Here is a 21,957-nt window from a genome sequence, read left to right on the forward strand (position 1 = left end):
CCGCTTAGTTGCGGATGTTGATGATGGTCTGGGTCAACGTGTTGTCGGTCGAGATGACCTGGGCGTTGGCCTGGTAGTTGCGCTGCGCCTTGATCATGTTGACCAGCTGGGCGGTGAGGTCGGCCGTGTTGGACGCCTCGAGCGAGCCGGCCTGCACCGAGCCCACGTCACCGGAACCCGCTACGCCGCGGATCGGCTGGCCGGAATCGACCGAGGCCACCCAGTTGGTGTCGTTCTGCTGGCGCAGGCCCTGGTTGTTGGCGAACGTGGCGATGGCCAGCTGGCCCATCGGCGTGGACACACCGTTGGTGTAGACCGCCGAGACCGTACCGTCCTTGGAAACGTCGATCTTGGAGAACTTGCCGGCGGCAAAGCCGTCATTCGTGATCGCCGAGGTGGAATACGAGCTGCCGAACTGGGTGACCTTGGTCATGTCGACCGACAGGTTGATCGGCGCCGCGCCGGCGTTGGGCGTGGCCGCACCGAAGTTCAGCTTGCCGTTTGCCGGGGTGGTCAGCGAACCGCCCGAGCTGAAGGTCAGCGGCTGCGCGGTACCGACCTGGGTGCCGTCCAGGGTCATATAGGCGTTCCACGAGTTGGGCGTGGCCGCATCCTTGACGTAGTAGACGTTGGTGGTATGCGTCGCGCCCAGCGAGTCGTACGACTGGAAGGTCGACACGTAGTTGTAGCTCTGGTCGTTCGTGGGATCGAAGGCGGCGGTCTTGACCGTGTCCGACGAGGACAGGTTGGCGGTCAGGCCCACGGTGCCGCTGGCCTTGGCCGCGCTGGTGCCCGTGGTGATCTTCAGGTCCTTCAGGGCGCTGATGTCGAAGCCGCCGGTGGCGGTGGGCGGGTACACCTGCAGGTTCTGGCCGGTGGCGTTGACGATGTTGCCGTTGTCGTCCGGATGGAAGTTGCCCGCGCGCGAGTACGAGTAACCCGAGGCGTCGCGCAGCGTGAAGAAACCCGCGCCGCTCAGGGCGAAATCGTACGAGTTGCCGGTCTGGGTGACGTTGCCGTCGCCGAACTGCTGGGCGATGTTGGTCAGGCGCACGCCGCTGCCGGCGGCGGTGGCGGAGAGGTTTTCACCGGCCACCGAGTAGACCTGCGAGAACTCGGCGCGCGAGCCCTTGTAGCCGACGGTGTTGACGTTGGCGATGTTGTTCGCGGTGACTTCCAGGTCGGAAGACGCCGCGTTGATGCCGCTGAGGGCGATATCGAAAGGCATGGTGGGTATTCCTTGCTGGAGTTACAGGATTTGTGCGATCTGGCTGAGCAGGGCACCGCCGTAGCCGGCCACCTGCACGTAGGTACCGTCGGTGCCCGAAGCGCCGACGCCTTCCACCTTTCCGCGAACGAAGGTATTGATCGCGGTGCCGCCGGAAGTGGCGGACATCTGGTACACGCCGTCGGCCAGCTGCGTGCCGTCGTCGGATTTGCCGTCCCAGGCGAAGGTCTGCAGGCCGGCATCCGGCTGGCCCATCGGGATGTTGCGCACCACGTTGCCGGAGGCGTCCTTGATCTGGACATTGACGTAGGTGCCGGAGCTGCCCACGTTGACCGCGCCGCTCATGGCGCTGCCCTCGAGCTTGGCCGCCGTGGAGGGCACCAGCGCATCCTTGCCGACCAGCGACGCCGCACGCACGAACTGGTCGCCGGTGAGGTTGGTGGACAGCGAATCGAACGAGCCCTGCAGCTGCTGCGTGGCCGCCACCTGCGAGAACTGCGCCATCTGCGCGACCATCTGCGTGGAGTCCATCGGCTTGGTCGGGTCCTGGTTGGTCATCTGGGTGACCATCAGCTTCAGGAAGTCGGACTGGTTGAGGGTCTGTTCCTTCAGCTGGCTGGACGAGGACGCGGCGGAGGTAGGCGTGGTCGCGGACGACGACGTGGAGGTGGAACCGGTAACGGAGTCGACCATGGGTAGGAGCCTTATTTGCCGAGGTCCAGCGTCTTCTGCATGAGCTGCTTGGCGCTGTTCATGACTTCGACGTTGTTCTGGTAGGAGCGCGACGCGGAGATCATGTTGACCAGCTCGTCGACCGGGTTGACGTTGCTCGAATAGACATAGCCGTTGGCATCCGCGAGCGGATTGGCCGGCTCGTAGCGCGACTGCACGGGGGCCTGGCTTTCGGTGACGCCGAGCGTGCGCACGCCGCCGTTTTCCGTCTGCCCGTCCACCTGCTGCTGCACGGCGGCAAACGTGGGCTGCTTCGCGCGGTACGCGGTGGCCTCGCTGCCCGACAGGCTGTCGGCGTTGGCCATGTTGCTGGCGGTGGTATTGAGCCGGGCGGACTGGGCGGCCATGCCCGAGCCGGCCACATCGAAGATCTTCAGCAGGCTCATGAGGCGGTCCCGGTGATGGCGAGGCGCATGGTGTGGATCTGCGCGTTGATGAAGCTGAGCGACGCCTGGTAATGGATGGCGTTGGCGGCGAACTGCGCCTGCTCGACCTGGGTGTCGACGGTGTTGCCGTCCATGGACGGCTGCGTCTCGGCGCGATAGGCCATCTTGTTGGCTTCGCCCAGCGCCACGGCGGGGTTGCCGCCGATGTGGCCGGACTCGGTCGCCGTCATCGGCAGCGTGGTGCCGTCGGTGGCACCCGTGGCGGCGGTCATGGCCTTCTTGAAGTCGAGGTCGCGAGCGAGGAAGCCCGGCGTGTCGGCGTTGGCGAGGTTGGAGGAAATGACCTCGGCACGGCGCTGCCACAGGCCAAGGGCCTGGGCGTGTACGCCGAACAGCTTGTCGGATGAGTCGATCATGGGCTTTCCCCTCGGTGATCCTGGCCCGAGGGGTTGAGCAAGACGCGTGCCACGCGGCAGGCTTCACGAAAAACGGCGCCGTAGCGCCGTTTTCGGGGTGATGCAGGGGAGCGACCCGGCGCTGCGCCGGAATTCCGACGCGGCGCGGCAGCCTCCGTGTCAGGCCAACGTCAGGCCGGGAGCAGTTCCAGCACCGCCGTGGCCAGCACGTCCGGCTGGAACTTGGCGATGAAGCGGTCGGCACCCACGCGCTCGACCATCGCCTCGTTGAATACGCCGCTGAGCGAGCTGTGCAGCAGGACCTTGTAATGGCGCAGTCCCGGTTCCTCGCGGATGGCGCGGGTGAGCGCGTAGCCGTCCATGAGCGGCATCTCGATGTCCGACACGACCAGCGCGACACGATCGGCCGCCGGGCCCGCCGCCAGCTCGCGCAGTTTCTCCAGGCCCTCCTTGCCGTCCTTCGCCACCACGCACTCCAGGTCCATCTTGCGGAACAGGTCGACGATCTGGGTGCGGGCGACCAGGGAATCGTCCACCACCAGCACGCGGCGGCTGCCGACCTTCTGTACGTGGGCGGCCTGCTGGACGCGCTCCGAGAGCTCCACGGCGCGGGGGTCCACGCTGGCCAGCACCTGTTCCACATCGACCACGGCAAGCAGGTCGCCGTCGAGGCGGGTCACGGCGTTCACCCGCGCTCCGTAGCCCAGGGCCGGCGGCGGGGCGGCCATGTTCGAGCCGTCGATATGGACGATGCGATCCACGTCGGAAACGAGGAAACCCTGCACGGACCGGTTGAACTCCGTGACGATGAGGTGCGCGCTGGCGACGTCGGCCAGCGGCGGGTAGCCCATGGCCGCGGCCAGGTCGACCACCGGAATGGTCTGGCCGCGATAATCGAAGCTGCCCGAGACCAACTCGTGCATGCTGGGCATGCGCTCCAGCCGCGGGCGGCGCAGTACCTCGCGCACCTTGAACACGTTGATGCCGAACGCCTGGCGGTCGCCCAGGCGGAACAGCAGCATGGCCACGCGATTGTGTCCGGCCAGGCGGGTGAAGGTTTCGACGGTGTCGAGCAGCGGGCGGGCCATGTCGTGCCTGGGCTTGCGAAAGGGGGTGTCGCGGAGCGTATCGGCGGCGGGGCGGTTTGCTTGAGCCTGAGGGGGGCTCGGAGCGAGAGTCTTGGTGTCTTGGAGCAAGAGCATGCTGGCTTCGGAGCAAGAGCCGGCGGGTAGCCCCCTCGGTGCCACGCCTACGGCGACCCGCTAAGGAAGGGCCGCTGGCGCGGCCGTATCCTTATGGCCCTTCGGGCCCGGGTCGGGCTTCGCACAGGGGTTCTCGACTCGACATCCCGTCTCGCGAAAACGGCCGGCCGTCCTGGCCGGCCCCCTTCGGGCCTGATCTGTGCGAATCCCTCGCCTGCGGCTACCGGCACCGAGGGGGCTACCCGCCGGCTCTTTCCAAGACTGAGGTGGGTTGTGACGCGAGCGGTCGCAGAGGTGCGGGGTATGGCGTCGTCGCTTTGTTGGCTTTTCGCCCACATCGTGGGTTCCTACCCCAGGGATAGGACAGGTTGTGGCATATCCAACGCGTTATCCGCCGTCTGGGGGGGTAGGAGCGCACGCACGTGCGCGAACCCTCGACGTACCTAAGGCGACCGGTGCCATGCAAAGCAGGCAAGCGAGCGTTCCCACCCACGAAGCGAAACCCAGCTCTTAGCTTTTCCCACACGCAACCTCAGTCGTCGAAAGAGCCGGCGGGTGCCACCCTCGTGGCCGGTAGCCGCAGGCGAGGGATTCGAACGGAAAAGGCCGCGAAGCGGGGTCGGCCAGGACGGCCGGCCGTTTTCGCGAGACAGGATGTCGAGTCGAAAACCCCCGTTCGAAGCCCGACCCGGCCCGAAGGGCAATCGATAAACGGCCGCGTACGCGGCCCTTCATTGACGGGTCGCCGCAGGCGTGGCCACGAGGGTGGCACCCGCCGGCTCTTGCCCCGACCCAACATGGCACGCGGATTGCTTGGCTCAAGAACGACGGCTCCTGGACGATTACTAGGGGCGACCATCCGACCAAGCGAAAGCGAAATCATGACCCTCCTCTGGAGCCAGCACGTACGCCTCCTCGCCAACGCCGCCGCCACGGGCGACGCCGCACGAGTCAGCGCCCTCTCCGCCCAGTACCCGGCGGCCGCCAGCGCGCTCGGCGCCTTGCTCAGGCCTGCCGAGGTGCCGCGAACGCCGCCGGCCACCACCATCCAGGCGATCGAGCAGCAGGGCATGGTGCTGACCAACGCGCAGGCGCTAGGCGTCAGTTTGCAGGACCTGGTGGGCAACCTCGAGGGCGCACGCGACACCGCCGGTCGATTGACGGAGGCCAGCGCCAGGATTTCGACGGCGATCGACCACGCGCACGGCAGCGTCGCGGGCATGGCCGAGTCGGGCAACCAGGGCCAGGCCACCGCGGGCGACCTCGACGGCCAGCTGCGCCTGCTGCGCAGCGCCCTGTCGGGCATGAGCCGCAATCACGCCCAGTTCTCCGAATACTTCACGGCGATCCGCAAGCTGACCGCCGCGGTGCAGGACATCGCCCACCAGACCAACCTCGTGGCCCTCAACGCCGCCATCGAAGCGGCGCGTGCCGGTGAAGCCGGCCGCGGCTTTGCCGTCGTGGCCGACGAGGTGAAGCAGCTGGCCGAGAAGACCACGCAGGCCACCGCCGAGATCGACCAGGTCACGCAGACCGTCGGCGAGTTCTCCGGCCAGTTGGACGACGCCGTGCAGAACAGCCTGCGCCGGCTGGACCAGACCCAATCCGGTATCGCCGGGATGCAGGCCTCGCTGGGGCGCGTGGACGCCGCCGTGCGCGGTGCGCAGGGCAGCCTCGATGCCGCTCGCGAGGGCATGGGCGCACTGAACACTCGTGTCGCTGCCATCCAGACGTCGCAGACGTCGCTGGGCCGCATCGGCAACGAGGCCCGTCGCCAGGCCGATGCCGGTGCGCGTGCCGCCGTGCTGGCGCATCGCCTCAGCCTTGCCCGCCTCGAGACCGACGGGGCCCTCGACGCCGCCGGTCTCAGCCAGATGATCCGCGAAGCCTGCCAGGGCCTCCGCTATGCGGTGGAACTGGCGTCGCGCGACCCGGCCGGCCTCGATCGCCGCTGGCTGGATACCACGCCGCTGATGCGCTGCATCGACCAGCTCCGTGTGCGCCGCCCGGATGTATCGATCGACGGGATCCGCGGCGCTGGCGAGCGCTTCACCTCGATGGCCTCGCAGTTCGCCATCACGCTGGGCGAAGGACGCCATGCCGACGCCAGCCACATGGTCGCCGGCCTCAACAAGGAACTGGACACCGTGATCCAGGGCCTGTCCGCCGCCCTCGCGGAGCGCGCTGCGTGATCCGTCGCGCCCTGCCTTGCGGGATCGCCCTGGCGACACTGTGCGGCTGGCCGCTCGCCGCGGCGGCGGCGCAGCCGATCGACGCGGTGAGCCAGGCTGCGGTGACCTGGCTGCAAACCCATCGCGCGCTGCCCGGCACCCGTATGGTGCTGGAGGCGGCGCCGCTGGACAGCCGGCTGCGCCTGGCCGACTGTCCGTCGCCCCTGGATGCCTCCCTGCCCGGCAATCGCCCGCTGAACGCGCGCGTCAGCGTTACCGTACGCTGCCCGGTGCCGGGTGGCTGGACGGTGCGCGTGCCCGTGATGGTCAAGCTCTTCGCCCCCGTACTCGTCAGCAGCCACCCGCTGGCCCGCGGCGACGGCCTGGGCGCCACCGATGTCCATACGGAAGAACGCGACGTCGCCACACTGGCCTACGGCTACGTCGCCGACCTGGAGCAGGCCGGCGGACGGTCGCTGGCCCGCCCGATCAATGCCGGCACCGTACTGACGCCGGGCATGCTGGCCGGCCGCCAGGCCGTACGCATCGGCGACGCCGTCAGCATGGAGGCCAGCGTCGAAGGTGTGGTCATCCGTGCCGAAGGCGTGGCCATGGGAGCCGGGGATACCGGCTCGCGGCTTAAGGTGCGCAACGCCTCGTCGGGCAAGGTGCTGGATGCCGTGGTGCGGGGCCCGGGCCTGGTCGCGGTGCTACCCTGAGCAAAAGCCCGACCGCGTCACATTTCCGACCCGCGCCAGTTAAAGTTCTCCGAGGGACCGCCGATAAGGATCTTGAGGGACAACAGATCCGAGGAAAAACCATGACCACGACCATCAAGCCAGGTATTCCTAACCAGCAGCCGCCGGTGCAGCTCCGCACCCAGAACGCCGCCACGGGTTCGGCCGCCCCGACGCAGAACGCCAGCCCGGCTCGTCCGAGCGGCGACAGCGTCAGGATCACGGACTCGGCCAAGGCGCTGGATGCCGCCAGCCGCGGCGACGGCATCGACGCCAAGCGCGTCGACGAGATCCGCTCGCGCCTCGCCGAGGGCAGCTACAAGCCCGACGCCCAGGCCATCGCCAGCAAGTTTCTTGCGATGGAAGGCCAGATCGGAGGCGCCGGCAGCGCATGAGCCCGACGTCCGCCTCCGACTTCGACGTGGCGCTAGGCGCCGTCATGGGCGACCTCGCCCGTGACGTCGATGCGCTGCACGCCAGCCTGATCGACGAGCGCATGGCGCTCGATCAGGCAAACATGCCCGCGCTGGAAGTCGCCGGACGGACCAAGAGCCGCCTGCTGGACCACATCGAAAAACTCGACGTCGAGCGCCGTCAGATCAGCGACGCCGCCGGCGTCGACAGCCTGCACGACGCCCGCTGGTCGCCGACCATCGAGCGCCTGCTCGAATGCCGTCGGCTCAACGACGTCAACGGCCGCATCGTGGCGCAACGCATGGCCCATGTACGGCAGGCTCTTGCCCTGCTGGCGGGCGATGCGCCGGGCGGCTCCACCTACGGCCCCACCGGCGCGACGAAAGTAAGGCTCCGTTCCGGGATGCTGGCGCAGGCCTGACACCACGGCACACGCGATACCGCAGGTTCACCACACGGCGTAAGAGACAGTCATGGCAGCATCCCCCCAGCCGATAGCGGTGAACGACGACGGCATCCTGCCCATCGTCCGCGTCCCCGTTCTGGACAAGAAGCAGTCGCTGTTCGCGTACGAGCTGATCTTCCCGCGGCCGGCCGGCACCGACATCGAGACGGCCGCCATCGCGCATACGCAGGCGACGCTGAGCGCCATCGCCGACGGCAGCCTCAAGCGCCTGGTGCGCGACAACCGCGCCTTCCTGCACATGTCGCGCTCGCTGCTTCTCGAGCACGCCGACATCCTGCGTCACAACGCGCGCCTGGGTGCCAGTATCGGCGCCGATGTCGGCAGCGACGAAGCCCTGCTGACCAAGCTGCGTGAGCTGAAAAGCCACGGCTGCCTGTTCATGCTCGAAGATTTCAACCTCCCCGCCGATCCGGAACACCGTGCCGGCGTGGATGCCCTGCTGCGTATCGTCCAGTTCGCCAAGATCGCGGTGGACCACCGGCATCCCGTGGCCGCACGGGCGCACATGGATTACGTCCATGCGTTCGGCGTCAAGGTCATCCTCACCGGCATCGACACCCACGAGAACTTCGTCGACTACGCCGAACAGGACGTCGATGGTTTCCAGGGCAAGTACCTGCTTCGCCCCGAGCGGGTGGACATGCCGCGGCTGACGCCCAGCAAGCTGGGCGTGCTGCGCCTGATGGGCGCCCTGCAAGACCCGGAAAACGGCCCCGTCGAACTGGGCAAGATCGTCCGCGACGATGCCATCCTCAGCTACAAGCTGCTGGGCTGCGTCAACTCCGCCTACTTCGCCCTGCCCCGCCAGCTGAAATCCGTGGAACAGGCCGCCGTGTTCTTCGGCGTCAACCGTATGCGCAACTGGATCTTCACCATGGCCGTCTCGGGCATGGACGAGCGTCCGCCCGAGCTGCTGCGGCTGGCCCTGGTGCGCGCGCACATGTGCGAGAAACTGGCCCGCAGCATCAAGCCCGAGCTGCAGGAGATGGCCTTCACCGCCGGCCTGTTCTCGTTGCTGGATACGCTGATGAACGCGTCGATGGCCTATGTGCTGGAGCACCTGCCCCTGGCCATCGAGATCCGCGAGGCGCTGCTTGACGGCACCGGGCCCTTCGCCACCATCCTCGACCAGGTCCGCCACTGGGAACAGGGCGAGGTGGAGAGCGAAGACGCGCTACGCGAGCAGCACGTGGCCGCCATGGCCACCATGTATGTCGAGGCGACCAGCTGGGCGGATCACGTCTACGCGTTCGCGGACGGCTCCGCCACCGCCGAGGCCTGATCGCCGGCTCAGAGTGTCGCCGGCGCGATCAGGTGGATCACCACGTACTGCCAGATCAGCATCGCCGCCATGGCGAAAATCACCAGCAGGGTCAGCCCCGCACCGATAGCACGCCCCGCCGAGACGCCCGGGGTCTGCGAGAGCCCGATCGCATGCAGCACGCGGGCAACCACCAGCACGATGCCGAACACGTGCAACAGCATCGGCAGGGTCTGGTTGAGCTCCAGCACCAGCAGCAGGATCAGTGCCAGGGGCACGTACTCGGCGGCGTTGCCATGGGCACGCGCCGCACACGCCACGGCGCGGTTGCCACCATCGCCCAGCCCGATGCTGGTGCGCCGGCGCAGCCGTATCACCCGAATGGCGAGTCCCATCATCAGCAGCGCAACCAGCGCCGCATACAATCCCGTGATACGCATGCCTTGTCTTCCCAGGTCAGTTCGATACCGGTGAGGTTCGTTGCTGCACACGCCAGATGGCCAGCCCCGCCCCCAGTACGGCGACGAGCAACCATACGCTGGCAGCCATCGCGTCGCCAGCCATCCACATCACACCGGCCACGGACGCGACGATAACGGCCCCGGTACCGGCGGCGAAAAGCACGTCGCGGCGCAGGCGACTGGTGCAGGCAAGCAGCAGCGCGCCCAGCGAGGCGGCGAGGAAAGCGGCCAGGCGCACCCAGGTCACGCCGCCTGGCGCCTGCGGGAGCACGGGCATGACGTCGAGCAGGCTGCGGACGCCCACCTGCACGTCGAACCCGGCATCCCCTTCCCTCACCGGCGTGCCGGGTACCAGGGTGTCGCCATCGATGCGGGCCAGCACGGTCATCGATTGCACGGGCACGGCTTCCCAAGAGATGCGCAGGTCGCCCAGGCGCGGGTTATCCGGTCTGGCGCTGGTGACCAGCGCATCGCCGGCGCGCTGGAAGGTGGCGGCGAAGTTGGCCGGCAGCTTCTTCTCGTCCGGCGCGACATCGACGCGACCGGGGAACGCCCGGAGGATGGGCGTGGACAGCCGGAAATGACCGAGCCTGACCTCGCCCGCCTCGAACTGACGCCCCTGGATCGGGAAGGCGCCCGGGTTGACGTGCCCCGCCGGCTTGGCGAACGCCGATGCATCGATCGGGCGATCGACCCAGTCCACCTCGTAGTGCGTGACCCCACCGACGGTGATCTCACGCCACTGGTACATCTCCACATGGCGCACGAGCACGGTGGACTCGACACGTACGTTGAAGTCCGCATCGCGCGGCGCATCGATGATCTTCGGGACACCGCTGACCCGCGTCAGCGAGCCGTATTGCCCCGCGGAGGGTCGCCCGTTCGCGCCCAGGTCGAGCACAGCCGCGCCGCCGTGGCGGGCGACCGCGGTGCCGTAATCCATGACGCGCCGTTCGTTCCAGGCGATCAGACCCAGCCCTACCAGGAGCAACGCCGCACCGGCCAGCCGTGACGCCCAGGCCAGGCCGGTGTGTTTCATCGTGTGTCTGGACCGCATCCCGATTCCCGTATGGCACCCGCCTTGCTATCGACGCCGGCAAGTCTCTCCAGCATATCGGCCGCGAGGTAGCGGCCTTTATCGTCTTTTACAGGCGTGGCTGCGGCGCAGTGTTCGTCGTGAGTGAAAAACAGTTTCACCCCCCGCGCGATCTTGTCGTCGAGAAAAGCCTTCTTCTCATCGATCAGTTTTTCGGGCCAGCGGTCGTAGCCCATGGTCACCGGCACATGCACCCACGCCGTGCCCGGAATCAGGTCGGCGCAGAAGACCATGCCGCCCACTTCAGCCAGCATCAGTCCCGGCGTGTGTCCTTCGGAAAACTCGAAGCGCACGGCCTCGCCCAGCGAGGTCGCGACACCCGGCTCGACCAGCTCGAGCCGGCCGCTCTCGTCGAGTAACCGCACGATGTCCGGAATGAACGAGGCACGATCGCGCGGATGCGGATCGGTCGCGCGGGCCCAGTGCGCGGCACCGACAAGGAAGCGCGCGTTGGGAAACAGCAGCCGTGCCGGCTCGCCATCCGCCCAGGGCGCCAGCAGCCCGCCGGCATGATCGAAGTGCAGATGCGACAGCACCACCACGTCGATGTCCTCGTGGCGGAAGCCGGCCTCGGCTAACGACTCCAGCAGCACGTGCCGGTCTTCCATCACGCCGTAACGCTCACGCATGGCGGGCTCGAAAAACGCGCCGATACCCGTCTCGAACAACACGTTGCGGCCATCCAGCCCGGCCGCGAGCAGGCAGCGGCAGGCCAGGCGAATGCGGTTGTGCTCGTCGGGCTCGGCCCAGCGCGACCACAGCGCGCGAGGGGCGTTGCCGAACATGGCACCGCCGTCCAGCTTCTGCGAATTACCCATCAGCGACCACAGCTTCATGCGTGCTCCTATTGCACCTTGCCCAGGCCGGACGGACGCCGCGGATCGCTGGCGGCCTCGAGCTTGCCGGTGCGGTGGTCCCAGGTCACCACGTTCATGAATCCCCACGGCGAGCGGTTCTTCAGCACGTGGCCCATGTCGGTCAGTGTCTTCGTGGTGGCATCGTCGAACACGCCGGCTTCCACGTCCACGCGATCGGGCAGGTACTGGTGGTGATAGCGCTTTTGCGCGGCAATCTCGGACGCGCTCTTGCCGTCGACGAAAGCCAGGATGCCTTCCAGCACCTGGGTGATGATGGTGGAGCCGCCGGGCGAGCCGATGACCGCCGTGCGGTCCGCGCCGAACACGAAGCTGGGCGACATCGACGAGAGCATGCGCTTGCCGGGGGCGGGTGCATTGGCCAGTGCGCCGCGCAGGCCGAACGCGTTTGGCTGTCCCGGCACCAGCGCGAAATCGTCCATCTCGTCGTTGAGCACCACACCGGTGCCCGCGGCGACGAAGGCCGAGCCGAACTCGAGATTGACCGTGAGCGTGGAGGCCACCATGTTGCCGTCGGCATCGATCACCGAGAAATGCGTGGTGTGCATGCCCGGCTCCGGCGCCATGGAGGTGGGCAGCAGGTCGGAGGGCGTGGCCTTGTCGGGAGAGATCGTCGCGCGCAGGCCGTCGGCGTAGTACGGCGACAGCAGCATGTCGAGCGGCATCTTCACGAAGTCCGGATCGCCCAGGTACTCGTTGTGATCGCGGAACGCCCGGCGCATGGCCTCGATGGTGAGGTGCGTGGCGTGCGCCATGTCGAGCCTGGTCAGGTCGAAGCCGGAAAGGATGTTCAGCACCTCGGCGATGGCCACGCCACCGGAGGACGGCGGCGGCGCCGTGACGATGCGAAACCCCTTGTAGTTCACCGTGAGCGGCTGGCGCTCCTTGACCTTGTAGGCATCCAGGTCGGCCGCTGTCCAGTTGCCGCCCGCGGCACGCGATGACGAGACCAGCAGCTTCGCTGTCTCGCCCTTGTAGAAGCCGTCATGCCCCTTGGCGGCAAGGCGCTCGAGCGTGTTGGCGAGGTCGGGCTGGCGCAATGTCCAACCCGGCGACGGCACCGCGCCACCCGGCAGGTAGATGGCGGCGGACGATGGGTAACGCGACAGCACCGCCTGGCGACCCTCGATGGCACCGAGGAAGCGCGCATCCGGCTGGAAGCCTTCCCGCGCGATGCGGATGGCTGGCGCCAGCGACGTGGACAACGGCAGCTTGCCGTAGTGTTCGGCCATCCAGACCAGGCCGGCCGGCTCGCCGGGAATGCCGGACGACAGCGGGCCATTGGTGGAGGTGTCGCGGTTGGGCTTGCCGTCGCTGCCGACGTAGGCCTTCATGTCCACGGCTTGGGGCGCGGCCTCGCGCGCATCGATGAACACGTCGCGGTTGTCCGATGCGCGATGCAGCAGCGCCATGAAGCCGCCGCCGATGCCGGAGCTCTGCTGCTCCACCACGGCCAGCGTGGCCGAGACCGCCACGGCGGCGTCGAAGGCGTTGCCGCCCTTGCCCAACACTTCGAAGCCGGCGTTGGTGGCGAGGAAATTGGCGCTGGCGATAGCCGCGTGGCCGGGGCCGCGCGAGGCCTTGGCGGTGTCCTTGGCGGCGGACGCACCGGCACCAAGGACCAGGACGAGGCTCGCGACGAGCACGCGCCATGACGGAGCATGGACCATGGATGTTGTCTCCGGACAGGAAAATTCTCTGCCCACGAGGGTACCGCATGGCACCCTGGCGGGTCTCAGGAAGCAGCCCGGGCCATCAGGTGTTCGTATTTCAGCCGCAGCTGGTCTTCGGTTTCCACACGATCCGGGTCGTGGGGAATGCACTCCACCGGGCACACCTCCACGCACTGCGGGTTATCGAAGTGGCCGACGCACTCGGTGCAGAGGTCCGGGTCGATCACGTAGTACTGCTCGCCCAGGGAGATGGCCTTGTTGGGGCACACAGGCTCGCAGACGTCGCAGTTGACGCAGGTGTCGAGGATGATCAGGGACATGGCGGCATTTTACTCCCATAACGGAAGAAGGCGCCGCGGGTGCGGCGCCTTCTTCATCACGTACCGCTAGACCGGGCCGTTTACATCTGCACGAAGCGGACGGTGGCGCCGGTCGGGGTCAGGGCGTCGGTCACGCGCTGCTGGTCGGCCTGGTCGCCGATGAACAGCACGATGACGTTCTTGAACGAGCCCGCATTGGCGCCCTTGAACGCCTCGACGATCAGGTCGGCGGTCTTGGTCGACTCCGGGCCGCCGAACACGAGCATGTTGCCCGGGGTGACACCACGGGCCACGGTGCCCTGCACGTTCTCGAGCTGGCGGGCGCGGCCGTCCTGGCCGTTCTGGTCGTCACCGGCCGGCACGAAGTACGGGAACGGACGGTCGGCGGTCATGCCTTCCATGTTCTTGCGCACGATCTGGCCGAAGTACTGGCTCCAGGCCTTGGTATCGGTCGGGTTGGACGGCTTGGCGACGGCGGCTTCCTGCTGCGTGGCTGCCTGGTCGGTGTCTTCCGACTTGTTGCAGGCGGAAAGAGCCAGGGCGGCGGTCAGGGCCACGGACGCGGCGAGGACGAACTTACGCATGATGATCACCTTTGGTTTCAAGAGTTGCGCCAGCGCTGGCGCATGGCCTGCTGCACCGCCGGATGCACGAAGCCGGAAATATCGCCACCCAGGCGACCGATTTCACGCACGAGCGAGGAGGAAATGAAGCTGTACTGCTCGGCCGGGGTCAGGAACAGCGTCTCGGCCTGGGGAATCAGGTGACGGTTCATGCTGGCCAGCTGGAATTCGTATTCGAAGTCGGACACGGCACGCAGGCCGCGCAGGATCACGCCCGCGCCGATTTCCGTGACGAAGTGGGCCAGCAGGCAGTCGAAACCGCGCACCTCCACGTTCGGCAGGTCGGCCAGGGCCAGCCGCGCCAGGGCGATGCGCTCGCCCAGGCTGAAGCCCGGGCCCTTGTTGCGGCTTTCCGCCACCGCGACCACGATGCGGTCGAACAGCGGGGCAGCACGCGACACCAGGTCGGCGTGACCATTCGTGATGGGGTCGAACGTGCCGGGATAGACGGCAAGTCGCGGATTGGCCGGCGCAGGAGTCATGGACACTAAGGTCAGGGAAATCGCGGGCTAGCTTAACGGATCGGCCGGGGCGCGGCGATAGAGGGCGTAGGCGACTTCACCGGCATGGCCCTGGCGGTGCGGACGCCATGTGTCGGGCAACGTGAAGGAGGCCCCACGCGGGGTCTCGACGTAGATCCACGCCGTGGGGGTCAGCCAGCCGCCGGCCTCCAGCAGGGCCGCCGTATCCGCCCAGGCGGCCAGCGCGAACGGGGGGTCCAGGAACACCACGTCGAACGGCGTGGCCGGGCCCGTCAGCCAGCGGGCGATGTCGTCGCCGACCACCGCCCCCGCCGTCTTCAGACGCGACAGGTTGTCCCGCAGCGCCGCGGCCAGGCGCGTGTCGCGCTCGACGAAGGTCACCGCCGCCGCGCCGCGCGACAGGGCCTCGATGCCCAGCGCGCCCGTACCGGCGAAGGCATCCAGGCAGCGCGACCCGGCAAGCACCGGCTGCAGCCAGTTGAACAGGGTTTCGCGCACACGCTCGGCGGTAGGCCGCAGCCCCGGCAGTTCGGGGACGGCCAGGCGGGAGTTGCGCAGGGTTCCGCCGATGATGCGGATGCGGCCGGTGGCGGTCATCGCTCAGCGGCCAGTGTGGGCGGGAGTGCTAGCATTCGCCCATTGTCTTTGAATCCCTCGCGCAATGCTCAAGTTCTGGAAAAAGAAGCCCGCCGACCCCGCCCCGACGGACGCCCCGGTCACTGACGACCGTGTCGATCGCACTGCCGATCCGGCCGCCACCGACCTGGGCAGCCTGGTCGCCGAGGCGCTGGCCGAGACCGTCGCGCCCGAGCCGGAAGCCCCCGAGGTAGAACCCGAGGCCGAGCCGGCCGTGGTGGTCGAAGCCGCGCGCGAGGCCGATCCCGTGCCGGAAGCCGCCGCCAGGCGTAGCTGGCGCGATCGCCTGTCCGGCAGCGGCTTCGCCAAGAGCCTGGGCGCGCTGTTCGTGCGCCACCCCAAGCTCGACGACGACCTGCTCGACGAGCTGGAAACCGCCCTGATCACCGCCGACGTGGGCGTCGACGCCAGCACCCAACTCGTCGAAGGGCTGCGCAAGCGCATGCACAAGCGCGAGTTCGCCGACGCGGGCGTCATGCTGAAAGCCCTGCGCGATGAACTGGTCGCCCTGCTCAAGCCGGTGGAGCGCCCGCTGGACGTCTCCACCCACACGCCTTTCGTGATCCTCACCGTCGGCATCAACGGCGTGGGCAAGACCACCACCATCGGCAAGCTGGCGCGGCGCTACGTGGACGAGGGCCGCGGCGTGATGCTGGCCGCCGGCGACACCTTCCGCGCCGCTGCCGTCGAGCAGCTGAAAACCTGGGGTGACCGCAACAAGGTGCCCGTGGTTTCGCAGGGGCAGGATGCAGACTCCGCCAGTGTCATCTTCGACGCCCTGCAGGCGGCGCGCTCGCGTGGCACCCAGGTGCTGATCGCCGACACCGCCGGGCGCCTGCACACGCAGGGCGGCCTGATGGACGAGCTGGGCAAGATCGTCCGCGTGATGAAGAAACTGGATGGCGCCGCGCCGCACGAGGTGCTGATGGTGATCGACGGCACCACAGGCCAGAACGCGATCAGCCAGCTGCGCCAGTTCCGCGACACGGCGGGCGTCACCGGCCTGGTGGTGACCAAGCTGGACGGCACCGCCAAGGGCGGCGTCATGTTCGCGCTGGCCCGCGAGTTCGGCCTGCCGATCCGCTACGTCGGCCTGGGCGAAACCGCCACCGACCTGCGCGTGTTCGATGCGGCCGCCTTCGTCGACGGGCTGCTCCCGGCCAACCTCGGCGGCTGATGACAGGCATGGCACACAGGTCGACTTCGTGACCCGTCGACTGCGGATCGGCGTGCTCGCCGTCGCCGGCCTGCTTGTCGTTTTCCTGCTTGCCGCGCTGATCGCCATGTACGTGGTGCTGCAGCCCGAACGCTTCACCGCCATGCTGCAGTCGCGCGCGGAGGCCGCCGGGCTCGACCTCGGCCTGGCCAACCCGGCCAGCCCCACGCTGTGGCCGAAACCCGCGCTGGAGCTGGAAGGCCTTACCCTTCGTGCGCGCGGCTCCGGCACGCCATTGATCGTGGCATCGCGTGGCAAGCTGGTGCTGCCCTGGCGCACGCTGCTGGGCGGCGAGACCACGGTGTCGCGACTGGAGCTGGAAGGCGCGCGTATCGACATGGATGCCGTGTCCGCCTACCTCGACACACGGCCGCCGCAGCCCTCGACGTCCGGTGCCTTCCTGCCAGGCATCGATGCGGGCTTCAGTATTTCGCGCGGCACGCTGACCCGCGGCAATCGCCTGCTGATGTCCAATGTGGACATCGACGCGGGGCGCCTCGCCAACGGCCGCGTGTTCGATCTCATGCTGTCCGCCCTGATCGGCGACCGCCACTACGCGATGACGCTGGGCACGCGACCGCTCCTGGCCCGGGGTGTACTCACCCTGGAGGAACTGCAACTGGAGTTGTCCAGTGACGATCGCTTCGCCGCTTCACTGCAAGGCACCGCCACCTGGCGCGGCGGTGCCGACGTGGGCGCGTCGCTCGCCGGCCGCGCGACACGTCACGATGCACCGCCGCTGGACATCGCGCTGGGCATGACGCCGGCGAACGAGAAGGACCCGCTCTCCGTGGCGCTGAAGGTCGACAGCCCCACGGAGCACGTCGATGTGCGCGTGCCGCCGCTGGCCGTGGCTCAATGGTGGACCGGTATCAACGCAGGCGGCACGCCGACGCTGCCGCCCCTGCTCGGCACGGTGGACGCGCAGGCGGTGGATGCGGGATCGGTGCACGTGACGGGCCTGCGCATTCGCGCCACGGCGGACGACGCGGCGACCCTCCCGGCATCGGCTTCGACATCCGCGCCCGCCGGGACCGTCACCGCGCCGACACCTACGCCCGCGCACACCGCCACCGCAGCGAAGGCCGGCACCCCGCGATGAATCCCTTCGCCCGCGAACTGCTGCGCTGGTACGACCATCACGGCCGCAAGGACCTGCCCTGGCAGCACCCGCGCGACGCCTACCGCGTGTGGCTGTCGGAGATCATGCTGCAGCAGACGCAGGTGGTCACTGTGATCGGTTACTTCCAGCGCTTCGTGCAGCGCCTGCCCACCCTCGCATCACTGGCGGCCGCCGACGAAGACACCGTGCTCGCGCTGTGGTCCGGCCTGGGCTATTACCGTCGCGCGCGCTTCCTGCATCGTGCCGCGCAGCTATGCGTCGAGCGCCACGGCGGCGAGCTGCCGCGCGACCTCGACGCACTGATGGCCCTGCCCGGCATCGGTCGCTCGACGGCCGGCGCGATCCTGGCGCAGGCCTATGGACTGCGGCACCCGATCCTGGACGGCAACGTCAAGCGCGTGCTGACCCGCTACCACGGCATTGCCGGGCATCCCGGCGAAAGCGCCGTGGAAAAGCGCCTGTGGATACACGCGGACGGGCACACGCCCGCCGAGCGCACCGCCGACTACACGCAGGCGATCATGGATCTGGGCGCCACGCTGTGCATACGCAGCAAGCCGGCCTGCCTGCTGTGTCCGCACGCCACCACGTGCGTCGCCCATCGCGACGGGCTGACCGCCATGCTGCCGACGGCCAAGCCCGGCAAGAAGATTCCCACCCGCGCCCTGGCGATGCTGCTGCTGCGCGATGCGCAAGGCCGCATCCTGCTGGAGAAGCGCGGCCCGCAAGGCGTGTGGTCCGGCCTGTGGAGCCTGCCCGAGGCGACCGATGCCGAGGCCGCGCCCGCCGCCGCGTTGCGTCTCGCACGTGTGGGCCAGCCCGACGCCTTGCCCGCCTTCACCCACGTGTTCAGCCACTACCGGCTGGACGTATCGCCCATCCTGTTCGACCATGCGGCCCCGCTGGCCGCCGTGGCCGACCGCGACGACCGCCGCTGGTGCTCGCCCGGCGAGTTGGCCGCGCTGGGCCTTCCCGCCCCCGTTCGCACGCTGCTCGACAATCTTCCGGAGATATCCCCATGACCCGCATGGTCCACTGCGTCAAGCTCGGCCGCGATGCCGAAGGCCTCGACTTCGCCCCCTGGCCCGGCGATCTGGGCAAGCGCATCTACGAGAGCGTGTCCAAGGAAGCCTGGGCCCAGTGGCTGTCGCACCAGACCATGCTGATCAACGAGATGCGCCTGTCCCCGCTGGACCCGAAGACGCGCGGGTTCCTCAGCGGGGAGATGGAGAAGTATTTCTTCGGCGGCGACGTGATCCAGCCCGCCGGTTACGTGCCGCCCGAACAAGAGGCTTGACGCGGGGGCCCTCACCCGATTTAATACGCGGCTCCACACGCCGCGACGATCGTCGCAGGCACTCGTGGCTCGGTAGCTCAGTTGGTAGAGCAGGGGATTGAAAATCCCCGTGTCGGCGGTTCGATTCCGTCCCGAGCCACCATTTATTCATTGAAAAGGCCTCCCTTGCGGTGGCCTTTTTCATGCATGCATTTCTTCAAGCAGGCATCAGTGCTTCTGACGGTAAATGTGATTGCTATCGCGATTTCCGACTGATTGAGGCGCTTCTGCTCGCCCTTCGTCAAATGACCGTTGTGCTTGGCCTCGTCGACTTCCATTCAGCTTCGCTTTGAGGCGGGCGCCTCACACCGACAGCCTTTGCCAAACCGGGGCGACGAACACGGTGTCCGAGCAAACGCCGCCAATGAGCGGACAAGCTAAACCGTCCCTTATGCACGCTAAAATGCTCCGACAACTACAGGAGTTATCCATGGCATTGCGGCGGGTATTGGTCACAGGGGCCGGTGGCAGGATTGGCTCTGCTTTTTACATGTCGCAAGGCACCCGCTTCGATCTGCGGCTCGCGGATATCAATCCAGGCAGCCTGCCTGATTCGTCGGGAAAAGTGGTGCTCGACGTAACCGACTACGCTGCGTGCCTCAAGGCTTGCGAGGACATGGATACCGTGCTCCACCTGGCGGCCGATCCCAACCCCGATGCACCGTTCATGGAGTCGCTGCTGCCGATAAATATCGTCGGTACCTACAACATGTTGGCCGCGGCCCAGGCACAAGGCTGCAAGCGCTTCATCTTCGCCAGCAGTGCCCAAGCGATCGAGGGCTACCCGACGGATGTCCAGATCGATGAAGATGCACCGGCACGACCGGGCAACCTTTATGGCGCGAGCAAAGCTTTTGGGGAAGCCATGGCTTCGCTGCACTCGAACGATGGATCAATGACCACGGTCGCCGTGCGTATAGCAAACGTGGCCGACTTCAAGGCAGGTGAGACACATAGCGCAAGAGACGTGGCTGCGTTCGTCAGTTACAGAGACGTGGTTGCACTTCTTGCCCGTTGCATCGAGGCGGAATTACAGGGCTTCACCGTTGTGAACGGGGTTTCCGACAACCGTTACAAGCGTCTTTCCATCGAGAAGACGAAACGCGCGATCGGCTATGCCCCACGTGACGATGCATTCGAGATTCTCGGACTGTAGCGATCAGATCGTTTCCAGGTCGCGTGCATACACGGCATCACTCCCTTCCCACACTGCGCCAACAGACACGGCATCCCACCAAATGATCCCCGCATTTCCCCGATGGATCTGGTTATGGGCCATCACCCTCCCCTTCGTGGCGGGCGCGGTCAACGCCTCGGCGCTTCTCGCCCTCCAGCACGGCGGTGTCACGCACCTCACCGGTGTCAGCACCGAGGCAGCCCTGGGCATGGCCAGTGCGGACGCCAACCTGCTGGGCCACGCCGGGCTGGTCATCGGCCTCTTCACCGCCGGGTGCGCGATCAGCGCATGGTGTATTCGGGCGGAGCGATGGCGGGCGAGCCAGGCGGCGGCACTCATGCTCCTCTTCGAGGCCGCGCTCCTGGGCGCCGCGGCCTGGTCCATCGAGGTGTATCCCGCGCGCGCGGCGTGGCTGTGCGCGCTGGCCATCGGCCTGCAAAACGGCACCACATCGTTCGTCACCGGTGCGGTGCTACGTACGTCGCACCTGACGGGCATGTTCACCGACCTGGGCATCACGCTCGGCCAATGGCTGCGCGGCGCAGCCCCTGACGTCCGACGCGCCCAGGTCAGTGTGCTGGTCATCACCTGCTTCATTGCCGGCGCGACGGCAGGGGCCGTCCTCCATGCAGGCCATCCACGGGCGGGCCTGCTTTTGCCGGCGGCCCTGGTCATCGTCAATGCGGCGATGACGATGTACTGGTGCCGCCGGTCGAGCCGACCCTACGCATAGCCAGCTCGCAAACCTCAGACCAGCTCGGCCAACGACGCCGGATCGAACGACTTCATCTTCTCGGTCTCTCCCGCACGCACCTTCGACACCCAATCCGGATCGGCAATCAACGCACGACCAACGGCAATCAGGTCGAACTCTTCCCGCTCCAGCCGCTCGGCAAGACGCTCCACGCCCACCGGTGACGACGTCTCGCCGCCGAACGATGCCAGGAACTCACCCGAAAGCCCCACCGACCCGACCGAGATCGTTGCGGCGCCGGTGACCTTCTTCGCCCAGCCGGCAAAGTTGAGGCCGTTCTCGCCGTCGATCTCCGGAAACTCAGGGTCCCAGAACCGGCGCTGCGAGCAGTGCAGTACATCCACGCCCGCATCAACCAGTGGCGAAAGCCAGGCCTCCAGTTCGGCCGGCGTCGGCGCCAGGCGGGCCTTGTAGTCCTGCTGCTTCCACTGGCTGACCCGCAGGATCAGCGGCATGTCCGGACCGATGGCTTCGCGTATGGCAGCCACCACTTCGCCGGCGAAGCGCGAACGCTCGGCCAGGGTCGCGCCGCCGTAGCGGTCGGTGCGCTCGTTGGAGCCCTGCCAGAAGAACTGGTCGATGAGGTAGCCGTGCGCACCGTGCAGCTCGACCACGTCGAAGCCCAGGACCTTCGCGCTCGCCGCCGCGCTGGCGAACGCCGCCACGGTGTCGGCGATGTCTTCCTCGGTCATGGCCACGCCATTGGCATCGCCCGGGCCGTTCAGGCCGGAGGGGCTTTCCTTCGGCGCGGGCGGATTCCAACCGGAGCGGCCGTGGGTGGCACCGGTATGCCAGATCTGCGGGCCCATGCGTCCGCCTGCGGCGTGCACCTCGTCGATCACACCGCGCCAGCCGGCAAGTGCCGCCTCACCGAAGAACGAAGGGATGTCGCGCTCGTTACGCGACGCGGGACGATCGATCACCGTGCCTTCCGAGAGGATCAGGCCGACATCGCCGGCGGCGCGGCGACGGTAATAGGCGGCGTTCGCCTCGCCGGGCACGCCCTCCGGAGCGAACGTGCGCGTCATGGGCGCCATGACGATGCGGTTTTTAAGGGTCAAGCCCTTGATGGTGAAGGGACGAAACAGCGGATCGACGGCGGCCTGGGACATGAGATTTTTCGCATTGGAGGATGCGCCGCATGGTATACGCGATATACTTGGCGTCAATAA

General features: G+C 67.5%; 26 protein-coding genes and 1 tRNA gene. 12 read left to right on the top strand and 15 right to left on the bottom strand.

Features of this window, described 5'->3' with window-relative positions:
- Positions 1 to 4: 4 nt before the first annotated feature.
- From flgE to FA89_RS00395, 5 genes are all read right to left on the bottom strand, one after another.
- Positions 5 to 1,228, bottom strand: coding sequence for a flagellar hook protein FlgE (gene flgE / locus FA89_RS00375; protein ID WP_036137037.1), 1,224 nt, complete (start codon positions 1,226 to 1,228; stop codon positions 5 to 7).
- 21 nt (positions 1,229 to 1,249) lie between these two features.
- On the bottom strand, positions 1,250 to 1,921 hold the full coding sequence (locus FA89_RS00380; protein ID WP_036137039.1) for a flagellar hook assembly protein FlgD: 672 nt from the start codon (positions 1,919 to 1,921) through the stop codon (positions 1,250 to 1,252).
- Between the two features lie 11 nt (positions 1,922 to 1,932).
- Positions 1,933 to 2,346, bottom strand: a complete 414-nt coding sequence (gene flgC, locus FA89_RS00385) for a flagellar basal body rod protein FlgC (protein ID WP_036137042.1) — start codon at positions 2,344 to 2,346, stop codon at positions 1,933 to 1,935.
- On the bottom strand, positions 2,343 to 2,762 hold the full coding sequence (gene flgB, locus FA89_RS00390; protein WP_036137045.1) for a flagellar basal body rod protein FlgB: 420 nt from the start codon (positions 2,760 to 2,762) through the stop codon (positions 2,343 to 2,345). The genes flgC and flgB overlap by 4 nt, the downstream gene beginning before the upstream one ends.
- Before the next feature lie 170 nt (positions 2,763 to 2,932).
- Positions 2,933 to 3,850: a chemotaxis protein gene (locus FA89_RS00395; RefSeq protein ID WP_036137047.1), complete on the bottom strand. Its 918-nt coding sequence runs from the start codon at positions 3,848 to 3,850 to the stop codon at positions 2,933 to 2,935.
- Between the two features lie 995 nt (positions 3,851 to 4,845).
- Here FA89_RS00395 and FA89_RS00400 point away from each other — a divergent pair.
- The 5 genes from FA89_RS00400 to FA89_RS00420 all read left to right on the top strand — a co-directional run bounded on the left by FA89_RS00400 (position 4,846) and on the right by FA89_RS00420 (position 9,034).
- Positions 4,846 to 6,156, top strand: coding sequence for a methyl-accepting chemotaxis protein (locus FA89_RS00400; protein WP_036137050.1), 1,311 nt, complete (start codon positions 4,846 to 4,848; stop codon positions 6,154 to 6,156).
- Positions 6,153 to 6,854 (top strand): flagellar basal body P-ring formation chaperone FlgA, encoded by a 702-nt coding sequence (flgA, locus tag FA89_RS00405; RefSeq protein ID WP_036137053.1) that lies wholly within the window; start codon positions 6,153 to 6,155, stop codon positions 6,852 to 6,854. The genes FA89_RS00400 and flgA overlap by 4 nt, the downstream gene beginning before the upstream one ends.
- A 101-nt stretch (positions 6,855 to 6,955) precedes the next feature.
- Positions 6,956 to 7,267 (top strand): flagellar biosynthesis anti-sigma factor FlgM, encoded by a 312-nt coding sequence (flgM, locus tag FA89_RS00410; protein ID WP_036137055.1) that lies wholly within the window; start codon positions 6,956 to 6,958, stop codon positions 7,265 to 7,267.
- Complete coding sequence (locus FA89_RS00415; protein WP_036137057.1) at positions 7,264 to 7,707, top strand: flagella synthesis protein FlgN; 444 nt, start codon at positions 7,264 to 7,266, stop codon at positions 7,705 to 7,707. Before flgM ends, FA89_RS00415 begins: the two co-directional genes overlap by 4 nt.
- Positions 7,708 to 7,759: 52 nt before the next feature.
- Positions 7,760 to 9,034: an EAL and HDOD domain-containing protein gene (locus FA89_RS00420; RefSeq protein ID WP_051938427.1), complete on the top strand. Its 1,275-nt coding sequence runs from the start codon at positions 7,760 to 7,762 to the stop codon at positions 9,032 to 9,034.
- An 8-nt stretch (positions 9,035 to 9,042) separates the two neighbouring features.
- On the opposite strand, the gene FA89_RS00425 is transcribed toward FA89_RS00420, so the two are convergent.
- The 8 genes from FA89_RS00425 to rsmD form a co-directional block, all read right to left on the bottom strand.
- Complete coding sequence (locus tag FA89_RS00425; protein WP_036137061.1) at positions 9,043 to 9,453, bottom strand: MAPEG family protein; 411 nt, start codon at positions 9,451 to 9,453, stop codon at positions 9,043 to 9,045.
- Positions 9,454 to 9,469: 16 nt separating this feature from the next.
- Complete coding sequence (locus FA89_RS00430) at positions 9,470 to 10,531, bottom strand: TMEM43 family protein (RefSeq protein WP_240003831.1); 1,062 nt, start codon at positions 10,529 to 10,531, stop codon at positions 9,470 to 9,472.
- The gene (locus FA89_RS00435) at positions 10,510 to 11,406 is read right to left on the bottom strand and encodes an MBL fold metallo-hydrolase (RefSeq protein ID WP_051938428.1); all 897 of its coding nucleotides are present in this window, start codon (positions 11,404 to 11,406) and stop codon (positions 10,510 to 10,512) included. The genes FA89_RS00430 and FA89_RS00435 overlap by 22 nt, the downstream gene beginning before the upstream one ends.
- 8 nt (positions 11,407 to 11,414) lie before the next feature.
- Positions 11,415 to 13,115: a gamma-glutamyltransferase gene (gene ggt / locus FA89_RS00440; protein WP_036137075.1), complete on the bottom strand. Its 1,701-nt coding sequence runs from the start codon at positions 13,113 to 13,115 to the stop codon at positions 11,415 to 11,417.
- A 65-nt stretch (positions 13,116 to 13,180) separates the two neighbouring features.
- Complete coding sequence (locus FA89_RS00445; protein WP_036137077.1) at positions 13,181 to 13,438, bottom strand: YfhL family 4Fe-4S dicluster ferredoxin; 258 nt, start codon at positions 13,436 to 13,438, stop codon at positions 13,181 to 13,183.
- 80 nt (positions 13,439 to 13,518) lie between these two features.
- Positions 13,519 to 14,022 (bottom strand): hypothetical protein, encoded by a 504-nt coding sequence (locus FA89_RS00450; RefSeq protein ID WP_036137079.1) that lies wholly within the window; start codon positions 14,020 to 14,022, stop codon positions 13,519 to 13,521.
- Between the two features lie 17 nt (positions 14,023 to 14,039).
- Positions 14,040 to 14,543 carry a pantetheine-phosphate adenylyltransferase gene (gene coaD / locus FA89_RS00455; RefSeq protein WP_036137081.1) on the bottom strand — a complete coding sequence of 168 codons (504 nt, stop codon included), beginning with the start codon at positions 14,541 to 14,543 and terminating at the stop codon, positions 14,040 to 14,042.
- 27 nt (positions 14,544 to 14,570) lie between these two features.
- The gene (gene rsmD, locus FA89_RS00460; protein WP_036137083.1) at positions 14,571 to 15,140 is read right to left on the bottom strand and encodes a 16S rRNA (guanine(966)-N(2))-methyltransferase RsmD; all 570 of its coding nucleotides are present in this window, start codon (positions 15,138 to 15,140) and stop codon (positions 14,571 to 14,573) included.
- Positions 15,141 to 15,204: 64 nt separating this feature from the next.
- On the opposite strand from rsmD, the gene ftsY reads away from it, so the two are divergent.
- From ftsY to FA89_RS00485, 5 genes are all read left to right on the top strand, one after another.
- Positions 15,205 to 16,356: a signal recognition particle-docking protein FtsY gene (ftsY, locus tag FA89_RS00465; RefSeq protein ID WP_036137084.1), complete on the top strand. Its 1,152-nt coding sequence runs from the start codon at positions 15,205 to 15,207 to the stop codon at positions 16,354 to 16,356.
- A gap of 28 nt (positions 16,357 to 16,384) precedes the next feature.
- A complete protein-coding gene (locus FA89_RS00470; RefSeq protein WP_051938429.1) occupies positions 16,385 to 17,497 on the top strand; it encodes an AsmA family protein in 1,113 nt (370 codons plus the stop codon).
- On the top strand, positions 17,494 to 18,540 hold the full coding sequence (mutY, locus tag FA89_RS00475; RefSeq protein WP_036137086.1) for an A/G-specific adenine glycosylase: 1,047 nt from the start codon (positions 17,494 to 17,496) through the stop codon (positions 18,538 to 18,540). The genes FA89_RS00470 and mutY overlap by 4 nt, the downstream gene beginning before the upstream one ends.
- Entirely contained in the window at positions 18,537 to 18,815 is a 279-nt protein-coding gene (locus FA89_RS00480) for an oxidative damage protection protein (protein WP_036137087.1), read from the top strand. Before mutY ends, FA89_RS00480 begins: the two co-directional genes overlap by 4 nt.
- Before the next feature lie 66 nt (positions 18,816 to 18,881).
- A tRNA-Phe gene (locus FA89_RS00485) sits at positions 18,882 to 18,957 on the top strand.
- A 1-nt stretch (position 18,958) separates the two neighbouring features.
- On the opposite strand, the gene FA89_RS19960 is transcribed toward FA89_RS00485, so the two are convergent.
- Positions 18,959 to 19,132 (bottom strand): hypothetical protein, encoded by a 174-nt coding sequence (locus tag FA89_RS19960; RefSeq protein ID WP_185754184.1) that lies wholly within the window; start codon positions 19,130 to 19,132, stop codon positions 18,959 to 18,961.
- Between the two features lie 152 nt (positions 19,133 to 19,284).
- Between FA89_RS19960 and FA89_RS00490 the strand changes: the two genes are divergently transcribed.
- Entirely contained in the window at positions 19,285 to 20,010 is a 726-nt protein-coding gene (locus tag FA89_RS00490) for an NAD-dependent epimerase/dehydratase family protein (RefSeq protein WP_036137089.1), read from the top strand.
- Positions 20,011 to 20,092: 82 nt separating this feature from the next.
- Entirely contained in the window at positions 20,093 to 20,764 is a 672-nt protein-coding gene (locus tag FA89_RS00495) for a YoaK family protein (protein WP_036137090.1), read from the top strand.
- A gap of 14 nt (positions 20,765 to 20,778) precedes the next feature.
- Here the strand turns inward: FA89_RS00495 and FA89_RS00500 are convergent, their stop codons facing one another.
- Entirely contained in the window at positions 20,779 to 21,897 is a 1,119-nt protein-coding gene (locus tag FA89_RS00500; RefSeq protein ID WP_036137091.1) for an NADH:flavin oxidoreductase, read from the bottom strand.
- Positions 21,898 to 21,957 lie beyond the last annotated feature (60 nt).

This window comes from Luteibacter sp. 9135 (assembly GCF_000745005.1).
Classification (GTDB): domain Bacteria; phylum Pseudomonadota; class Gammaproteobacteria; order Xanthomonadales; family Rhodanobacteraceae; genus Luteibacter.

What these genes read in the sequence shown, in the direction of transcription:
- flgE (WP_036137037.1), bottom strand. Translation starts at nt 1,228, where the DNA reads ATGCCTTTCGATATCGCCCTCAGCGGCATCAACGCGGCGTCTTCCGAC.
- FA89_RS00380 (WP_036137039.1), bottom strand. Translation starts at nt 1,921, where the DNA reads ATGGTCGACTCCGTTACCGGTTCCACCTCCACGTCGTCGTCCGCGACC.
- flgC (WP_036137042.1), bottom strand. Translation starts at nt 2,346, where the DNA reads ATGAGCCTGCTGAAGATCTTCGATGTGGCCGGCTCGGGCATGGCCGCC.
- flgB (WP_036137045.1), bottom strand. Translation starts at nt 2,762, where the DNA reads ATGATCGACTCATCCGACAAGCTGTTCGGCGTACACGCCCAGGCCCTT.
- FA89_RS00395 (WP_036137047.1), bottom strand. Translation starts at nt 3,850, where the DNA reads ATGGCCCGCCCGCTGCTCGACACCGTCGAAACCTTCACCCGCCTGGCC.
- FA89_RS00400 (WP_036137050.1), top strand. Translation starts at nt 4,846, where the DNA reads ATGACCCTCCTCTGGAGCCAGCACGTACGCCTCCTCGCCAACGCCGCC.
- flgM (WP_036137055.1), top strand. Translation starts at nt 6,956, where the DNA reads ATGACCACGACCATCAAGCCAGGTATTCCTAACCAGCAGCCGCCGGTG.
- FA89_RS00415 (WP_036137057.1), top strand. Translation starts at nt 7,264, where the DNA reads ATGAGCCCGACGTCCGCCTCCGACTTCGACGTGGCGCTAGGCGCCGTC.
- FA89_RS00420 (WP_051938427.1), top strand. Translation starts at nt 7,760, where the DNA reads ATGGCAGCATCCCCCCAGCCGATAGCGGTGAACGACGACGGCATCCTG.
- FA89_RS00425 (WP_036137061.1), bottom strand. Translation starts at nt 9,453, where the DNA reads ATGCGTATCACGGGATTGTATGCGGCGCTGGTTGCGCTGCTGATGATG.
- FA89_RS00430 (WP_240003831.1), bottom strand. Translation starts at nt 10,531, where the DNA reads ATGCGGTCCAGACACACGATGAAACACACCGGCCTGGCCTGGGCGTCA.
- FA89_RS00435 (WP_051938428.1), bottom strand. Translation starts at nt 11,406, where the DNA reads ATGAAGCTGTGGTCGCTGATGGGTAATTCGCAGAAGCTGGACGGCGGT.
- ggt (WP_036137075.1), bottom strand. Translation starts at nt 13,115, where the DNA reads ATGGTCCATGCTCCGTCATGGCGCGTGCTCGTCGCGAGCCTCGTCCTG.
- FA89_RS00445 (WP_036137077.1), bottom strand. Translation starts at nt 13,438, where the DNA reads ATGTCCCTGATCATCCTCGACACCTGCGTCAACTGCGACGTCTGCGAG.
- FA89_RS00450 (WP_036137079.1), bottom strand. Translation starts at nt 14,022, where the DNA reads ATGCGTAAGTTCGTCCTCGCCGCGTCCGTGGCCCTGACCGCCGCCCTG.
- coaD (WP_036137081.1), bottom strand. Translation starts at nt 14,543, where the DNA reads ATGACTCCTGCGCCGGCCAATCCGCGACTTGCCGTCTATCCCGGCACG.
- rsmD (WP_036137083.1), bottom strand. Translation starts at nt 15,140, where the DNA reads ATGACCGCCACCGGCCGCATCCGCATCATCGGCGGAACCCTGCGCAAC.
- ftsY (WP_036137084.1), top strand. Translation starts at nt 15,205, where the DNA reads ATGCTCAAGTTCTGGAAAAAGAAGCCCGCCGACCCCGCCCCGACGGAC.
- mutY (WP_036137086.1), top strand. Translation starts at nt 17,494, where the DNA reads ATGAATCCCTTCGCCCGCGAACTGCTGCGCTGGTACGACCATCACGGC.
- FA89_RS00480 (WP_036137087.1), top strand. Translation starts at nt 18,537, where the DNA reads ATGACCCGCATGGTCCACTGCGTCAAGCTCGGCCGCGATGCCGAAGGC.
- FA89_RS19960 (WP_185754184.1), bottom strand. Translation starts at nt 19,132, where the DNA reads ATGGAAGTCGACGAGGCCAAGCACAACGGTCATTTGACGAAGGGCGAG.
- FA89_RS00490 (WP_036137089.1), top strand. Translation starts at nt 19,285, where the DNA reads ATGGCATTGCGGCGGGTATTGGTCACAGGGGCCGGTGGCAGGATTGGC.
- FA89_RS00495 (WP_036137090.1), top strand. Translation starts at nt 20,093, where the DNA reads ATGATCCCCGCATTTCCCCGATGGATCTGGTTATGGGCCATCACCCTC.
- FA89_RS00500 (WP_036137091.1), bottom strand. Translation starts at nt 21,897, where the DNA reads ATGTCCCAGGCCGCCGTCGATCCGCTGTTTCGTCCCTTCACCATCAAG.